The sequence below is a fragment of the Gilliamella sp. App2-1 genome (genome assembly GCF_001690255.1).
GTDB lineage: Bacteria > Pseudomonadota > Gammaproteobacteria > Enterobacterales > Orbaceae > Gilliamella > Gilliamella apicola_G.
This window is the reverse complement of sequence record NZ_LZGR01000061.1, coordinates 1-15,032: the sequence shown is the minus strand read 5'-3', so window position 1 is coordinate 15,032 and position 15,032 is coordinate 1. Positions and strand designations below refer to the sequence as shown.

Below are 15,032 nucleotides of genomic sequence, written 5' to 3'. Positions count from 1 at the left end.
AGTTTATTCCTTGTTAATTAACTTTGTTGGTCGTTTCCAACCAGAAAGTTGTTTTTGTTTAACTCGACTTACGACTAATTCGTTATCATTTACATTATTGGTAACGGTTGTGCCTGCTGCAATGGTTGCGCCTTTACCGACTTTTACTGGTGCAATCAATTGTGTGTCAGAACCGACAAACACATCATCTTCAATAATCGTTTTAAATTTATTGGCACCATCATAATTACAAGTGATAGTGCCTGCACCAATGTTGACGTTACTACCAATTTCGCTATCGCCAAGGTAGCTTAAGTGCCCAGCTTTGGTGGCTTTGCCTAGATGCGCTTTTTTTAATTCAACAAAATTGCCGACATGGGCTTGTTCGTCAAGTCGTGAGCCAGGTCGTAGGCGGGCGAAAGGTCCGATAGTACACTGTTTAGCGATAGTTGAATCTTCAATAATGCTATACGGGCTGATGTTTGAGTTATCATCAATCGTGCAATTTTTTAAGATACAGCCCGCACCAATAAATACGTTATTACCTAGTGTGACATTGCCTTCAATAATGACATTACAGTCAATAGTGACATCTTTACCGTGCGAGAGTGTGCCACGTAGGTCAAAGCGATTTGGATCAAGCAGTGTCACACCAGCGAGTAATAAGTGTTGAGCTTGCTGATATTGATACTGCCGTTCTAATGTTGCTAATTGTTGGCGATTATTGACGCCTTCAACTTCAAATGGTTGTACTGGGTGCGAGGTTAATATGTCATAACCATCTTGGTGCGCAAAAGCAATAATGTCGGTTAAGTAAAACTCTTGTTGCGCATTATTGTTGGTTAAACGAGATAACCAATTTTTCAATAATTTGCCAGTAACGAGCATGATACCGGTGTTAATTTCATTGATTTTTTGTTGCTCTGGTGTGGCATCTTTTTGTTCCACAATGGCAACGACTTTACCATTGTGGCGTTCAATGCGTCCATATCCAGTTGGGTTATCAAGTATGACCGTCAATAACGCGATACCTTGTTTTGGTTTGCTAGCAATTAAAGTTTGCAGCGTTTGAACCGATATAAGGGGAGTATCACCATATAAAATTAAGATATCTTCATCATCTTGAATATAAGGGATAGCTTGTTGAACAGCATGGCCCGTGCCGAGTTGTTCAGCTTGATAAACCAGTTGCACATGTTGATTTTTAAGTACATCTTCAAGCTGTGCTTTGCCATGACCATAAACAATATTGATGCGATTAGTATTAAGTTGTTGAACTGTATCAATAACATGTTGTAACATCGGTTTTTCGCCGATTTTATGTAAAACTTTAGGTAGGTTAGAGTACATCCGTGTGCCTTTTCCTGCCGCCAAAATAATAGCACTCAGTTTTGGAGGTGAAATTACCATAATCAGTTCCAGTCTGGTTAAATTAGCCTAATACTATAATCAAAGTTTTTAATGAAATCACCACCAATCTTTTAATTTTTATCATAAAAAAAGTAATATTGATATTTACCAAAGGGTTTAACAAAAGAAGGAAGAGATGTTATGAATTCCATGATGAAAGTTTTATTACTCTATACTACATACGAAAAGCAAACACTTAAGATTATGCAACACATCAAAAAGCGACTTAATGGTAAATGTGATTGCGATGTCATTGAGCTGCTACCCAATACTAAAATCGATTTAACACAATACCAAGCAGTTTTATTGGGTTGTTCGATCCGTTACGGTTTTTATAGCAAAGTGATGAAGACGTTTATCGATAACAATTATCAGCAATTAAATAATATGCAGTCGGGATTTTTTGGGGTAAATATGGTGGCGAGAAAACCCAATAAAAATACCCCAGAAACGAATTTATATACCAAAAAATTCTTAGCCAAAATAGCATGGAAGCCAACTCTTACTGCGGTTTTTGCCGGTGCGCTTTATTATCCACAATATAATTGGTTTGATCGCAATATGATCCGCTTTATTATGTGGTTAGGTAAGGGAGATACTGATGTAACTAAGCCGATGATTGAATATACAGATTGGACAAAGGTAGATGAGTTTGTCGATCAATTTTATACTTAAATTCATAGTTTTCTGAAACTTCTTTACAAATAAATCAATATTTTCCTAAAGTTATCAAGTGTTCAAGTTCTTTTAAATAAACTTTGTGATATAGATCAACATTTCGGCTAAAAAGGTGTACAATATCGCGCTTATAGAATCTGTCTCCTAATTGGAATTTTAATTGTGATTGAAAATTTAAGAAATATTGCCATTATTGCCCACGTTGACCATGGTAAAACGACCTTGGTTGACAAGTTATTAAAACAGTCAGGTACGCTAGATAATCTACGTGGTGATGATAACGAGCGTATTATGGACTCTAATGCGCTTGAAAAAGAGCGTGGTATTACCATTTTAGCTAAAAATACTGCTATTGATTGGAATGGTTACCGAATTAATATCGTTGATACACCAGGACATGCGGATTTTGGTGGTGAAGTTGAACGTGTTATGTCGATGGTTGATTCTGTGTTATTGCTTGTTGATGCAATGGATGGACCAATGCCACAAACACGTTTTGTAACGCAAAAAGCGTTTGCTTATGGTTTAAAACCTATTGTAGTTATCAATAAAGTCGATCGTCCAGGCGCACGCCCTGATTGGGTTGTCGATCAAGTGTTCGATCTATTTGTTAATTTAGGGGCTACTGATGAACAGTTAGATTTCCCTATCGTTTATGCTTCAGCATTAATGGGGATCGCCGGTTTAGATCATGAAAATATGGCTGAAGATATGACGCCATTATTTGAAGCGATTGTTAAATATGTTGAGCCGCCAAAGGTTGATTTAGACGGTCCATTCCAAATGCAAATTTCTCAACTTGATTATAATAATTATGTTGGTGTTATTGGTATTGGCCGTATTAAACGTGGTCGCGTTAAACCAAATCAACAAGTAACTATCGTTGATAGTGAAGGTAATAAACGAACTGGCAAAGTAGGGCAAGTTCTTGGCCATTTAGGACTACAACGTTATGAAGCTGAAGTTGCCGAAGCTGGCGATATTATTGCATTAACGGGTCTTGGTGAACTCGGTATCTCCGATACAATTTGTGATAATAGCTGCGTTGAAGCATTACCTGCGTTAACCGTTGATGAACCGACTGTAACCATGTTCTTTAATGTCAATAGCTCACCATTTGCGGGTAAAGAAGGTAAATATGTCACTTCTCGTCAAATTCTTGAGCGTTTAAATAAAGAGCTTGTCCATAATGTTGCACTTCGTGTTGAAGAAACGCCAGATCCCGATGCCTTTAGAGTCTCTGGTCGTGGTGAATTGCATTTGTCAGTACTGATCGAAAATATGCGCCGTGAAGGTTATGAGCTAGGGGTTTCTCGTCCTAAAGTTATCTTTAGAGAAATTGATGGTAAAAAACAAGAACCATTCGAACAAGTTACGCTTGATATTGAAGAACAGCATCAAGGTTCAGTGATGGAAGCACTTGGTTTACGTAAAGGTGACCTAACAAACATGCTACCAGATGGTAAAGGTCGCGTACGTTTAGATTATGTCATTCCAAGCCGTGGTCTTATTGGTTTTAGAACTGAATTTATGACCATGACCTCAGGTACCGGTTTGCTTTATTCTACCTTTAGTCATTACGATGATGTTCGCCCAGGCGAAATTGGTCAACGTAATAATGGTGTAATGATTTCAAACGGTACTGGTAAAGCATTGGCTTATGCACTATATGGTTTGCAAGACCGTGGTAAATTATTCCTAGGTCATGGTGCCGAAGTTTATGAAGGTCAAATTATTGGTATTCATACTCGCTCAAACGATTTAACGGTTAACTGTCTAACCGGTAAAAAATTAACCAATATGCGAGCATCAGGTACCGATGAAGCAACAACACTTTCACCACCAATCAAAATGTCATTAGAACAAGCATTAGAGTTTATTGATGATGATGAATTAGTGGAAGTGACACCATTATCTATCCGTTTACGTAAACGTCATTTAACCGAAAATGACCGTAAACGTGCGTTTAGAAGTGGTAATAAAGACTAATTAGTATTAGTGCTATCGTAATACGAAAACCTCGCTATTTAGCGAGGTTTTTTTTGGCTTTTACTCTAGCAATGGCATCGGCTATCGACTTTTTACGATCGGTTATTGTGCTGATCTTGTTTGTGGTTGGCATGGTGCGTGGAAATAAGATTGTTGGTGGCACTAACAGATTATGACCTAATCGCTGTTGCTTTTTCTGAGTTAGCGCTAACTCTTCTGATTCACTCAATACACTGCCTAATGTGCTTAATGTAATACAGTCTGTTGGACAGGTACTGATACAATTACTACACGAGGTACATAACTGTGGCAGTATTGTGTGCAACACTTGCTTGCTGCCGACAATAGCATCGGTTGGGCAAACACGGATGCATTTGCCACAGCCAATACAGCTTTCTTCATCAATAAATGCTTTGTATTCTTGTTTAGTTTGCATAATCACTTCTTGCATTAACTTAAACCTACAATATTACCATCTTTGTCAATATCGATTTGTCTATAAGCTGGGTTGGTGCCTAACCCCGGCATGGTCATTACATTACCAGCATAAACACGAATAAAACCAGCACCTGCAGATATTGCTAAATGACTGATGTCAACATCAAAATTAGTGGGTACATTTTTTAAGTTTGCATCAGCACTAATTGACATCGGTGTTTTAGCAATACAAAGTGGCAAATGATCAAGTTTTAATGCTTCGATCTCTTTGATGTTTTCCAGTGCGGTGGCTGATAAAAAGGCTTCGTTAGCGCCATATTTTTTTACCATAGTTTGAATTTTATCAGCGAGCGGCATGTTGTCTGAGTAAGGTAGTGTGATTTCGCTTGGCATGTCACACGCTTTGATCACATGCTCAGCCAGTTTTTCAGCGCCTTTACCGCCTTGTGTGAAAACTTCGCTCACTTCACAAGCAAAGGCACCATGTTTAACTGCATATTGTTGTAAGAACGCCAGTTCTTCTTCACTATCATGCGGAAAGCGGTTAATGGCAACGATCACTTGTAATCCATAACTTTTGGCATTGTTGATATGCCATGCTAAATTAGCCGCACCAATTTCAAGTAATTCGACATTAGATTCTGAGATTTCTTTCGGAATTGCTTGCCCTGGTTTGATGTTATATTTACCACTGTTAGATTTTAAGCTACGAACAGTTGCAACCAATACCACACATGAGGCTTTGATCCCTGTTTGGCGGTATTTAATATTGAAGAATTTTTCCATGCCCATATCCGAGCCAAATCCTGCTTCAGTCACAACATAATCGGCAAGTTGCAAAGCAATGCGATCCGCAATGACAGAGGAGTTGCCATGAGCAATATTGGCGAAAGGTCCGGCATGAATGAGTACAGGCGTATTTTCAACTGTTTGCATCAGATTTGGGTTAATTGCATTTTTTAGTAGCACTGTCATGGCACCCGCAACTTCAAGTTGTTCTGCGGTTATGGCTTCGCCTTGAGTATTATAAGCTAGAATAATACGGCCAATGCGCGCGCGCATATCATGTAAATCTGAGGCTAAGGCTAAAATAGCCATCAGCTCTGACGCTGCGGTAATTTCAAAGCCATCTTGGCGCTCAATACCATTAACACCACCGCCAACACCAACAGTGATTTTACGAAGTGCACGATCGTTATGATCTATCACGCGTTTCCATACAATACGATTTACATCGATATTTAAACGAGGCAATCCCGTTTGTGCGGTAAATTCATTGCCTAAACGTTCTTCATGATATAGGCGCGAATCCAATGCAGCCGATGCCAAATCATGAGCTGCGGTAATGGCGTGAATATCACCAGTTAAATGCAGATTTAAAGTTTCCATAGGTAATACTTCGGCTTGACCCCCGCCAGCAGCGCCACCTTTAACGCCAAATACGGGGCCTAAACTTGGTTGACGAATACAAGCAATTGCCGATTTACCAATATAATTTAGTCCCTCACTTAGCCCGATTGTATTAACTGTTTTACCTTCACCTAGTGGAGTTGGTGTGATAGCGGTAACTAACACCAATTTGCCGTTAGGTTTTTTTTGGTTAGCTTTAAGAATGGATAGATCGATTTTTGCCACATGTTTGCCATAAGGCAGGACAAACTCTTCAGGAATATTACATTGCTTAGCGATTTCGGTAATTGGGCGTAATGGCATACGAGTTCTCATTTAACAATAAATTGGGTTATCAGTATAAATAATTTAATTTGCCGAATAAAGCGACAATTATATCTTTATTGATTTTCGGCACAATTCGCAATTATCTTGTTATAATATTTCAATACATTCAATCAACGTATATTTAATCAAAGGATAATAAATTAAATGAATTGGTTTTCTGAGTATTCACTTTTTTTAGCTGACACGGCTACAGTTGTTATTGCAATTTTAGCAGTGCTCATTTTTATATTAAGCCAACGCCGTAAGTCAGCAACGGTGGCAGGGCGTTTATCGGTCAAAGATATTAGCCAAGAATACGAACAAGTCAAAGACGATCTGTTAATGTCAAGCATGGATGAGTTAGAAGCTAAACTGTTTATGAAAGATCTTAAAAAACAGAAAAAACTCGAGAAGAAGCAGGCAAAGTTAGCGGCTAAACAAAAAAAGAAACAAGCTAAGAAGCAAGAAAAATTAGCAGAACAAACAGCAACAAATAATTCTGAGAAGTCAGCTGAGAGTAATACAAACCAACAAGTAAAACCTAAATTGTTTGTGTTGTCTTTCAATGGCAGCATCAATGCACATGAAGTTGAAGAATTACGTCAAGAAATCACAGCTGTATTAGCGGTTATTAAACCAGAAGATAAAGTTGTAGTTAAACTTGAAAGCCCAGGTGGTGTAGTCCATGGTTATGGGCTTGCAGCATCACAGCTGTTACGGTTTAGACAACGTGATATTCCTTTTACTGCGGTTGTTGATAAAGTCGCGGCCAGTGGTGGATATATGATGGCTTGCACCGCTAATAAGATTGTGGCAGCGCCATTTGCGATTGTGGGGTCAATAGGTGTAGTTGCACAAATTCCTAACTTTAACCGTTTATTAAAAAAACATGATGTGGATATTGAGTTACAAACAGCAGGTGCGTATAAACGTACGTTAACCATGTTTGGAGAAAACACTGAAGAAGGTCGCCAAAAATTCAAACAAGAATTAGAAGAAACTCATCTTTTATTTAAAGATTTTGTTAAAGAGTATCGCCCAAATGTGGATATCGAACAAGTTGCAACTGGTGAGCATTGGTTTGCAGCGCAAGCCAAAGATAAAGGCTTAGTTGACGAAATCAGTACCAGCGATGACTTTATTTTATCTCATTTAGAAACACATAAAATTATCTCGGTCCGTTATCAACGCCGACAAAAATTATCGGAAAGAATTTCAAAAAACGTTGTAAAAAGTGTCGAAAGATTGTTTTTTAGACAAGAAAACGGGCTGTAATAGCCTGTTTTGTTACTAAGGTAGATAGGGCGATTGTTTTAGATTTGATTTTTGTGAACTTATATACAGGCAGTCATAATTAACTGCTGTATATCGTTGTTATTTAACTAGTCTAGAATCATTTGATGCTAATTGGAGTATTTATTCCACAGGATGCTGGATCAATTTATTTATATCATCCCTCCGTTGATTGAAATGACTTGGCGTGTTATATATCCCGCTAAATCAGACATCAAATAACTTGCTAGTCCTGCTACTTCATCTACTTGCCCCATACGTTTTAATGGTATTATTTTCATTGCCTCTTGTAATACAGTAGGTTCCATATCTAAAATACCGGTATCAATTAAACCTGGTGCAATACAATTTACCGTGATCTTGCGTTTTGCAAGCTCAAGTGCTAGAGCTTTGCTTGCTCCAATTAACCCGGCTTTTGCTGCACTATAATTAACTTGTCCTCGATTACCGATCAGACCAGAAACTGAAGATATAACAATAATTCGTCCACCGTTACGAAGTCCTATCATTGGCATAATGCAAGGATGCAAAACATTATAAAAACTGTCAAGATCGGTATGGATGACATTGTTCCAATCATCTTCGGTTAAAGCGGGGAAAGCACCATCACGAATGATACCTGCATTATTTACAACACCATAATATGCGCCATGAAGTTTGATATCAGTTTCAATATTTTGTTGACATTGTACGCGATTGCTGACATCAAATTGTACTAATCGAGCTGAGCCTCCTAATTGTTCAATAGAGTTTTTTGTATCAATCGCACCTTGTTTATCACTATGGTAGTGGACTGCAATTGCAAAACCATCTTGCGATAGTTTGCAAGCAATCGCTTTGCCAATTCCTTTACTGGCGCCAGTTACCAGAATTGTTCGTTTCATTTTTTTCTTCTCCTAATCGATTTTGGCCAAATAAATAATCTATTTCAGTTTGATCGGGTTCATAAACATTGAGTTTTCCTGAAACGACACATTGTTCATTGATCTTTATTTGACAATCAAAAATAGCTAGTTTGCTATCAAAAAGAACTAAGTTTGCTTGAATAATTAAATCGCTCTCGTGAGGAAAGGTTGGTAGTGAGGTTTTTATGGTTCTTCCCCCTAATAACATACCTAATTGTGGTTTTTTATTGTTAATAATACCGTGGTAACCATTCCATACACCAATGGTTTGGGCCATTAATTCAACAGCATATAAATTAGGCAAAGCATTATCTTCATTTAAAAAAGGTGCCAAAATACCATTTTTATTGACTTGAACACTACAGATGCATTGTTCATCATCAATTAAATGAACTTTTTCTAACATGACCATAGGTTCTTCATGTGGTAAATAGTAAGTCGCTGGATAATATTGCATTATATTTTCCCAATAATTAGAGATGCATTGCTACCACCAAATGCAAAAGAATTTGACATGACTACAGGGGTATTTAAGATCATGCGATTTGTAACAATATTGATTTTATCGAGAGTTTCATCAAATGGTGATGTTGAAAAATTTTGTTGTGGTAAATAAATATCTTGGTTAAGTAGTAGAGCACTAATGGCTAATTCTGTCGCTGCAGCACTACCTAAAGTATGTCCCGTTAAATGTTTAGTTGAGCTGCATGGTGGTAAATTCTGATTGAATAGGCGATAAACGGCTTTACTTTCTGCAAGATCATTCAATATAGTTGCTGTGCCATGAAGGTTAATATAACCAATGTCTTTGGTCGTTAATTTAGCATCATCTAAAGCTGCCTGCATTGCTTTTTCAGCCCCTAATCCTTCAGGATGGGGAGATGAAATATGATATGCATCGGATGATTCGCCAGCGCCCAAAATAGCGATATTGCTTGTTTCGTCTTTGGTGAGTAAAAATACAGCGCTTGCTTCACCAATATTTATTCCATTTCGATTTTGTGCAAAGGGTATACATGGGCTTGCAGAAAGTGATTCAAGTGCATTAAATCCATTAATTGGCATTCGGCTTAGGCTATCAGAGCCCCCAACAATTGCTGCATCAACTATTCCTGATTCTATCAATCTTTTACCACTAATAATTGCTTTAGCACTAGATGTGCAGGCCGTTGATATTGTGTAACTAGGACCTTTTAAATCAAGTAAAGCCGTTAAAAAACATGATGGGTCGCCTAATTCTTGTTGATTATAAGAAAAAGTAGACAAATGGCTATTTGTCTGTAAGTAATGTTTTAAATTGACATCCCCTTCAGCAATGCCCGAGGTACTAGTCCCCATAATAATTGCTATTCGTTTATTTCCATAGCGTGATATAGCGTGATCAATTTCAGTTTGGATTTGTAAGTAAGCGCTATACAGTAATCGGTTATTGCGAGTTGCGTATTGTGATAAATGTACGGGTAATTTGGGTAAATCAGATTTGACTTTTCCTAGCCAAGTTTTTTGGTTGTTGAGTAACCAATTGTTTTCTTCAATTAAGCAGTGCGGTGCACAATACTGTTTAGTTAGATTCTGTCTAACTTCATTTAGAGAATTACCTAAAGTATTGATTGCCCCAAAAGATGTAATATAAATCATTTATTTTGCATCCATACTTTGTATTGCAATTTTATAATCTAATTAGTTCTAAAAGAAACGAAGGTGTAACAAAACTCATTTTGTGGGTTGATGTTGACACAGCTACTTGAATTGTGTAGCCAGATGTTATTTTTTTACCTGTTAAACTATCTATTATTGTATAACTGATTTTTATGCGATGTTCATACTCTTCTAAGGTTGCAACAATTTGCAAGGTCTGTTCAGCCAATGATGGTGCAATATATTTCACTCGTGCATCAACAATAGGCCAAATATAACCTGACTCAATCATCTGCTTGTAGCCACAATTGAATTTCTGGAATAAAGCCTCTCTAGCTTTTTCAAAAAATTTTAAATAGTTACCGTGCCAAACGACTCCCATTGCATCTGTATCATGGATTGAAGTGGTATATTCGATAGTTGCACTATGTTTAAAATTATTTTTCATCTTTATCTATATCCTTATTTACGTTATTTGACGTCAGTGAGCTAAATCGCCAGAAATTATAATAGTTAAACCAATCCAGAGGAGAAATAAGACATTAATGTTCTAATTTTTTACATGATCTTGTATTATTTTATTCAGTTTATCTTGACGATTTTGTCTTGGCAACCGAATTTTATCGGAAAAAAGTTTAAAATAATCTTGAAAGCGCCCTTTAGTTTTTGACCCCAAATTAAATAAACAGAAAACCTAAAACTGGAGATAAAATAAAAGAAGCCTTTAGATAAGGTGAAAAGTTACTTAGTAAAAATATGTTATATATTTAGATATTAATCGATTTTTACGCACAAAATCATCAGTGGTAGGCTAGCCCAAAGTTTAAGATATCAGCTGATGAGTTGTGATTGTTCCAGTACCTGTTTAACAAATTTTGGCTATTATCTTGCTCGTCAGCATCTATTTGTCTTGTATTCATGAAGTCTAGGGTATTTGCTAAGTATAATAGTGTTTTTCAAAGATATAAGCCTGAGTCATGTTCAAGTTTTAGTATTGTATTAGTAAGACTACCATCATCAATTAAAATCTATTTTAACTGATAAGGTTCATATTTTTCAGAACGGTAGGTAAATCTTCACTATTACAGTAAGATGAAATAATAAAATAATAGTTAGCGAGTAAGGGCAATTATGTTAATGGCATAATGTAAGCGTCCCTGTGCTTGCTACTTTATTTCTGTTGTTTGGTAAGATAAAAGTATAGATAAATTCTAATTTTTTTATTTTTTCATGCCATGTTAGGTGTAACATAAGGCGATCTTCGGGAATAACTGGACACTGAAATTTGATTACATCGACGGATAATAAACACAATGAGTCGTCAAAATATTTTTGTGTGTAATAAATTACCCAGTTAAGCTGGGCAACTCCTGGTAATAAAGGTTGCGATTTAAAATGACCTTCAAACCAAAAAAGATCAGGTGATATAGTTAGTTCAATATTAGCAGAGTTGTTACTAATATTAATCGTCTTTTCCTTTGCAAATTTTTTTTTCATTGTTTTTTCGGTGTATCAAATAATATTTTTAAATCAATATAAGAACATTTCCCTTGAGAGTTTTTGGGTAAAACGTCAACAAATCGCCATTTTTTAGGCATTTCGATCAATGATAATGTATCTTTCAATAAAAGTCGAAAATATCGTGTTAATTCGAAATGGCTATATTGTTGTAACAGCTGTTTGTAAGAGGAAGATAACTCAATAACAGTACCAAGTATAGTTCGATTATTCTGTTCTAGTGGAATAACAATAGCTTGAGCTACTTCATCAAATTGATTAAGTTGTTTTTCAATGAATGTTAGTGATACTCTGTTCTCTGATATTTTTATAATTTTATCTATTCGTCCGTTTAAATAAAATTGTCTTTCATTCAGTTTCTTAATTTCATCATTTAAAGGTTCAGGTTGGGGTAATAAAGGAGAATTTAATAAAGGTGATTTTGATTGGTTATATTCTATACGAATTAATGAAAATAATTGCCAAGGTGTATCGGCTTGTGTTTGTTGTCGAGTTGCAATAATACCTGTTTCGCTTGAACCATATATTTCATTAGGTAATACACCGTAACTTTTTCGGCATAATTGAGCTTCTTCATAAGTCAGTTTACCACCAGATGAAATTACTTTATCACAATTTATTGTTGGTAATTTATCATCTAAATTTTTGATAATTGATGGTGTTGTGATGTAAATGATTTTTTTATGGCTATAAGTGGTTAGCTGTTCTTGATAAAGTACTGGTTCACAAATAAATGGAATTTTACAACTAAGAGGCAGCATTATTTTGAATGTTAAACCATACATATGGTGATGGGAAACTGATGCAACAAATAGATTATTCTTAAATTTCCCCCAGTCGAATTCCAGCATCTGAATCTCTAATTCAAGTTGAGAAACTGATTTTTCAATTGGTTTTGGTATTCCAGTTGAGCCAGAAGTAAACAGTGTTAATGTGTGGTGTTTAAATCCTGATGTTATTAATTGATGTTCTGTAATTATATTGTTTTTATCAATTTTATTGATGTCGATGAATTGTTTGTCTAGAAACTGTTGTTTAGGAAATTTGATATCATCGATTAATAGAGCATCATAATGATGTTTCATTTCTTTTTGGTAAGGATTTATTAAGATTGGCTGCTTATTAGAATAGAAAAGCGCCAATAGTCCTGCAATAAAATTAAAACTATCTTGCATGTATAATGCCCAATATTTGTTAGGGTGATTATTTAATGCATTAGTTATGTTTAAAACTTGTTTCTTTAATTCGCCTATCGTTAATGATTGGTTATTTCTAAATGCTACAATTTCATGTTCTGGTCGTAATAGTTGTTTTGATAGTAATATTAGTCTTGTACTTCCTGATGTATTGACCATCTTCCCCCCATAAATACACCAATCAAAATATAGCTCATTAAACGTTATAATAATCCGCTAGTTTATATATTGTTTATCAGATAAGTTATCAAAGCTATAGAACCATTGAAAATAAACACCAACTCATTAATACTAAAGATAAACTTATACAAGCAATAAGTTTCACCGTTCAACGAATATTTGAAAATAGATTTGGTAAAGTTATTAACCATAAAACAAAAGAAAAAACTAAATCACAAATAGCTAAATTAACCCGCTATAGCGTAAAGATAAGCAAATTATAAAAGGATAGCTGACAAATAAGGTATTCATCATGATATTAATTATCTACTTATCTTTATTTATATTCATTATTTAGTTTTAACTATATCAACAACACTTTGTACTGTTCTGGCAGATTCGATAGTTTTGGGATCAACTTTTTTATCAATCTTTGTTCTGAAAATGCGCAAGTAAATTAACAGTATCAATGCTAGTAAGATCTGCTTCTTCGATGAGGTTTAGACTCGGGTTAATATCTTCTGCAGTTACTTCAAAAAGTTGTTGTTATGTCTATTTTATTTTTGTTGTGATGATATAAAATTAGCTAATGATTGAATTGAGTAAAACGCTTTTTTTGTTGCCTCACTTTCTTCTGCTAGAACGATCCCATATTTGTTTTTAATAGCAAGCCCAAGTTCTAAAGCATCAATTGAATCTAGCCCTAATCCATCACCAAATAATGGGGCTTGAGTGTCAATATCATCTGGAGTAATAGATTCTAAATTTAGTACATCAATTATGAGGGTTTTAATTTCTTTATGTAGTTTTTCCATTAGTTTTCCTTTTTCACTGAAGCTGTTTTAATTTATTCTTATTTTAGTAAATACTAGGACAAATTCCTTACTAATCATCTTATAACTCCACTAGTATTTGGGCTAATAACATCAGCAATTGAAATTTTTCCCAGCAATAATATTAAAACAAGCTTTACTATTAAACAACTTTTTATTGATATATATTGCCATTTTTTTAAAAGATAATGAGAAGCAAATTTTAGATGAATGATCCGCATTTCTACTTGGCAACGCAATGTTATATTATCTTTATCTATTTGTAATTTAATATTTTTAGATCTGTTTCTTGGCGGATTGGAGTGAGTTAATCTTCGGCTACCATTTTGCCAATATTTGTTGGCTCTGCAGCAATATTTGTTTGATTCAGCGTAAAATGTATCCCTCAGTTTTTATGATACGGCTGATAAAGATATTGTTGAGATGTTCGCTTTTCATTAAGCAATCAGAACGTGATCAACTTCAAGTAAAGGAGGATTTGCCACAAACAAATTAATTTATCTTGTTTGATTTTTACCAAGTCTAAATCAGTAACCCATAAATGCCAGCATTAGTTTAGATTATAAGTGATATTTTTCGCTACAAATTTAGTGTCCATTGCCAATCTTGAGCATTTCCTGGTATGATAAATTTTCTTTGTTTATTCAAATAAGCATGTAAAAAAGCAAGAGATTGCGGATAATCAGCTTGATAAATATTGGATGTTTTTTCAATACTTTGGCAATTAACTTCATTACCACTTGTTAATATGTATCCAACAGCATAAATAGGAACGAATTGTTTTACATCCGTTCGATAAGGCTCAGGGATAACACCATCAAAGTCTATCAATAGTACTTTTTTATTTTTTTGGCATAATATAGGTAATGCTTCTATTAATCCTTGCTGAAAGCTATCACTATGTGCCGATAACGAAGTGATAGGTACTGTTTGATTGGCAATGATTGTTAGTAATCCAGCAGTTGTATTATGAACTGACAGGGCAAAATCAGTAGGAGAAATTTCACTATTTTGGCTAAGCGCAGATAGTATTTTATAAGTTCTTTCTAATTCACCATGTCTACTAGTAAAAATGGCTAAATCAACGCTGTTATTGTTTATAAGTTCAAGACCGACTTCAACGGCTAAGCGCGACGATGTACTCATTCGACGCGCTTGCATCATAGGCAGTTTATTCAACTTGGGTATAGGTAAATCCCAATCATGTTCTAATTTTTGTGACCACATAGCCCAATCATCTTTATTAGATAATCCTGGGGATAAGGCAAACCAATTTTTAA

The 15,032-nt window shown here is 35.4% G+C and carries 14 protein-coding genes; 3 read left to right on the top strand and 11 right to left on the bottom strand.

What is annotated here, in order from left to right:
• Positions 1–3: 3 nt before the first annotated feature.
• Entirely contained in the window at positions 4–1,389 is a 1,386-nt protein-coding gene (gene glmU / locus A9G22_RS08345) for a bifunctional UDP-N-acetylglucosamine diphosphorylase/glucosamine-1-phosphate N-acetyltransferase GlmU (RefSeq protein ID WP_075508686.1), read from the bottom strand.
• A gap of 141 nt (positions 1,390–1,530) precedes the next feature.
• On the opposite strand from glmU, the gene hemG reads away from it, so the two are divergent.
• Both hemG and typA read left to right on the top strand, forming a co-directional pair.
• Positions 1,531–2,064: a menaquinone-dependent protoporphyrinogen IX dehydrogenase gene (gene hemG / locus A9G22_RS08340; RefSeq protein WP_218058786.1), complete on the top strand. Its 534-nt coding sequence runs from the start codon at positions 1,531–1,533 to the stop codon at positions 2,062–2,064.
• A gap of 165 nt (positions 2,065–2,229) precedes the next feature.
• A complete protein-coding gene (gene typA / locus A9G22_RS08335; RefSeq protein WP_065586006.1) occupies positions 2,230–4,056 on the top strand; it encodes a ribosome-dependent GTPase TypA in 1,827 nt (608 codons plus the stop codon).
• A 34-nt stretch (positions 4,057–4,090) separates the two neighbouring features.
• On the opposite strand, the gene A9G22_RS08330 is transcribed toward typA, so the two are convergent.
• Both A9G22_RS08330 and A9G22_RS08325 read right to left on the bottom strand, forming a co-directional pair.
• Positions 4,091–4,507, bottom strand: coding sequence for an RnfABCDGE type electron transport complex subunit B (locus A9G22_RS08330; protein ID WP_065586005.1), 417 nt, complete (start codon positions 4,505–4,507; stop codon positions 4,091–4,093).
• A complete protein-coding gene (locus A9G22_RS08325; protein ID WP_075508685.1) occupies positions 4,507–6,219 on the bottom strand; it encodes a formate--tetrahydrofolate ligase in 1,713 nt (570 codons plus the stop codon). The genes A9G22_RS08330 and A9G22_RS08325 overlap by 1 nt, the downstream gene beginning before the upstream one ends.
• Positions 6,220–6,375: 156 nt before the next feature.
• On the opposite strand from A9G22_RS08325, the gene sohB reads away from it, so the two are divergent.
• A complete protein-coding gene (sohB, locus tag A9G22_RS08320) occupies positions 6,376–7,485 on the top strand; it encodes a protease SohB (RefSeq protein WP_065586003.1) in 1,110 nt (369 codons plus the stop codon).
• A gap of 170 nt (positions 7,486–7,655) precedes the next feature.
• Here the strand turns inward: sohB and A9G22_RS08315 are convergent, their stop codons facing one another.
• The 8 genes from A9G22_RS08315 to A9G22_RS08280 form a co-directional block, all read right to left on the bottom strand.
• Positions 7,656–8,387 carry a 3-ketoacyl-ACP reductase FabG2 gene (locus A9G22_RS08315; RefSeq protein ID WP_065586002.1) on the bottom strand — a complete coding sequence of 244 codons (732 nt, stop codon included), beginning with the start codon at positions 8,385–8,387 and terminating at the stop codon, positions 7,656–7,658.
• Positions 8,353–8,865, bottom strand: a complete 513-nt coding sequence (locus tag A9G22_RS08310; RefSeq protein ID WP_065586001.1) for an ApeP family dehydratase — start codon at positions 8,863–8,865, stop codon at positions 8,353–8,355. Before A9G22_RS08310 ends, A9G22_RS08315 begins: the two co-directional genes overlap by 35 nt.
• Positions 8,865–10,046, bottom strand: coding sequence for a beta-ketoacyl-[acyl-carrier-protein] synthase family protein (locus tag A9G22_RS08305; RefSeq protein ID WP_075508684.1), 1,182 nt, complete (start codon positions 10,044–10,046; stop codon positions 8,865–8,867). Before A9G22_RS08305 ends, A9G22_RS08310 begins: the two co-directional genes overlap by 1 nt.
• Positions 10,047–10,077: 31 nt before the next feature.
• Entirely contained in the window at positions 10,078–10,494 is a 417-nt protein-coding gene (locus A9G22_RS08300; RefSeq protein WP_065585999.1) for an acyl-CoA thioesterase, read from the bottom strand.
• Between the two features lie 686 nt (positions 10,495–11,180).
• Positions 11,181–11,543 carry an ApeI family dehydratase gene (locus A9G22_RS08295; protein ID WP_065585998.1) on the bottom strand — a complete coding sequence of 121 codons (363 nt, stop codon included), beginning with the start codon at positions 11,541–11,543 and terminating at the stop codon, positions 11,181–11,183.
• The gene (locus A9G22_RS08290; protein ID WP_065585997.1) at positions 11,540–12,919 is read right to left on the bottom strand and encodes an AMP-binding protein; all 1,380 of its coding nucleotides are present in this window, start codon (positions 12,917–12,919) and stop codon (positions 11,540–11,542) included. Before A9G22_RS08290 ends, A9G22_RS08295 begins: the two co-directional genes overlap by 4 nt.
• Before the next feature lie 557 nt (positions 12,920–13,476).
• Entirely contained in the window at positions 13,477–13,734 is a 258-nt protein-coding gene (locus A9G22_RS08285) for a phosphopantetheine-binding protein (protein ID WP_065585996.1), read from the bottom strand.
• A gap of 597 nt (positions 13,735–14,331) precedes the next feature.
• Positions 14,332–15,032: beta-ketoacyl synthase chain length factor (locus A9G22_RS08280; protein ID WP_141670016.1), on the bottom strand; the 701-nt coding region annotated here is incomplete at its 5' end.

What these genes read in the sequence shown, in the direction of transcription:
- glmU (WP_075508686.1), bottom strand. Translation starts at nt 1,389, where the DNA reads ATGGTAATTTCACCTCCAAAACTGAGTGCTATTATTTTGGCGGCAGGA.
- hemG (WP_218058786.1), top strand. Translation starts at nt 1,531, where the DNA reads ATGAATTCCATGATGAAAGTTTTATTACTCTATACTACATACGAAAAG.
- A9G22_RS08330 (WP_065586005.1), bottom strand. Translation starts at nt 4,507, where the DNA reads ATGCAAGAAGTGATTATGCAAACTAAACAAGAATACAAAGCATTTATT.
- A9G22_RS08325 (WP_075508685.1), bottom strand. Translation starts at nt 6,219, where the DNA reads ATGAGAACTCGTATGCCATTACGCCCAATTACCGAAATCGCTAAGCAA.
- sohB (WP_065586003.1), top strand. Translation starts at nt 6,376, where the DNA reads ATGAATTGGTTTTCTGAGTATTCACTTTTTTTAGCTGACACGGCTACA.
- A9G22_RS08315 (WP_065586002.1), bottom strand. Translation starts at nt 8,387, where the DNA reads ATGAAACGAACAATTCTGGTAACTGGCGCCAGTAAAGGAATTGGCAAA.
- A9G22_RS08310 (WP_065586001.1), bottom strand. Translation starts at nt 8,865, where the DNA reads ATGCAATATTATCCAGCGACTTACTATTTACCACATGAAGAACCTATG.
- A9G22_RS08305 (WP_075508684.1), bottom strand. Translation starts at nt 10,046, where the DNA reads ATGATTTATATTACATCTTTTGGGGCAATCAATACTTTAGGTAATTCT.
- A9G22_RS08300 (WP_065585999.1), bottom strand. Translation starts at nt 10,494, where the DNA reads ATGAAAAATAATTTTAAACATAGTGCAACTATCGAATATACCACTTCA.
- A9G22_RS08295 (WP_065585998.1), bottom strand. Translation starts at nt 11,543, where the DNA reads ATGAAAAAAAAATTTGCAAAGGAAAAGACGATTAATATTAGTAACAAC.
- A9G22_RS08290 (WP_065585997.1), bottom strand. Translation starts at nt 12,919, where the DNA reads ATGGTCAATACATCAGGAAGTACAAGACTAATATTACTATCAAAACAA.
- A9G22_RS08285 (WP_065585996.1), bottom strand. Translation starts at nt 13,734, where the DNA reads ATGGAAAAACTACATAAAGAAATTAAAACCCTCATAATTGATGTACTA.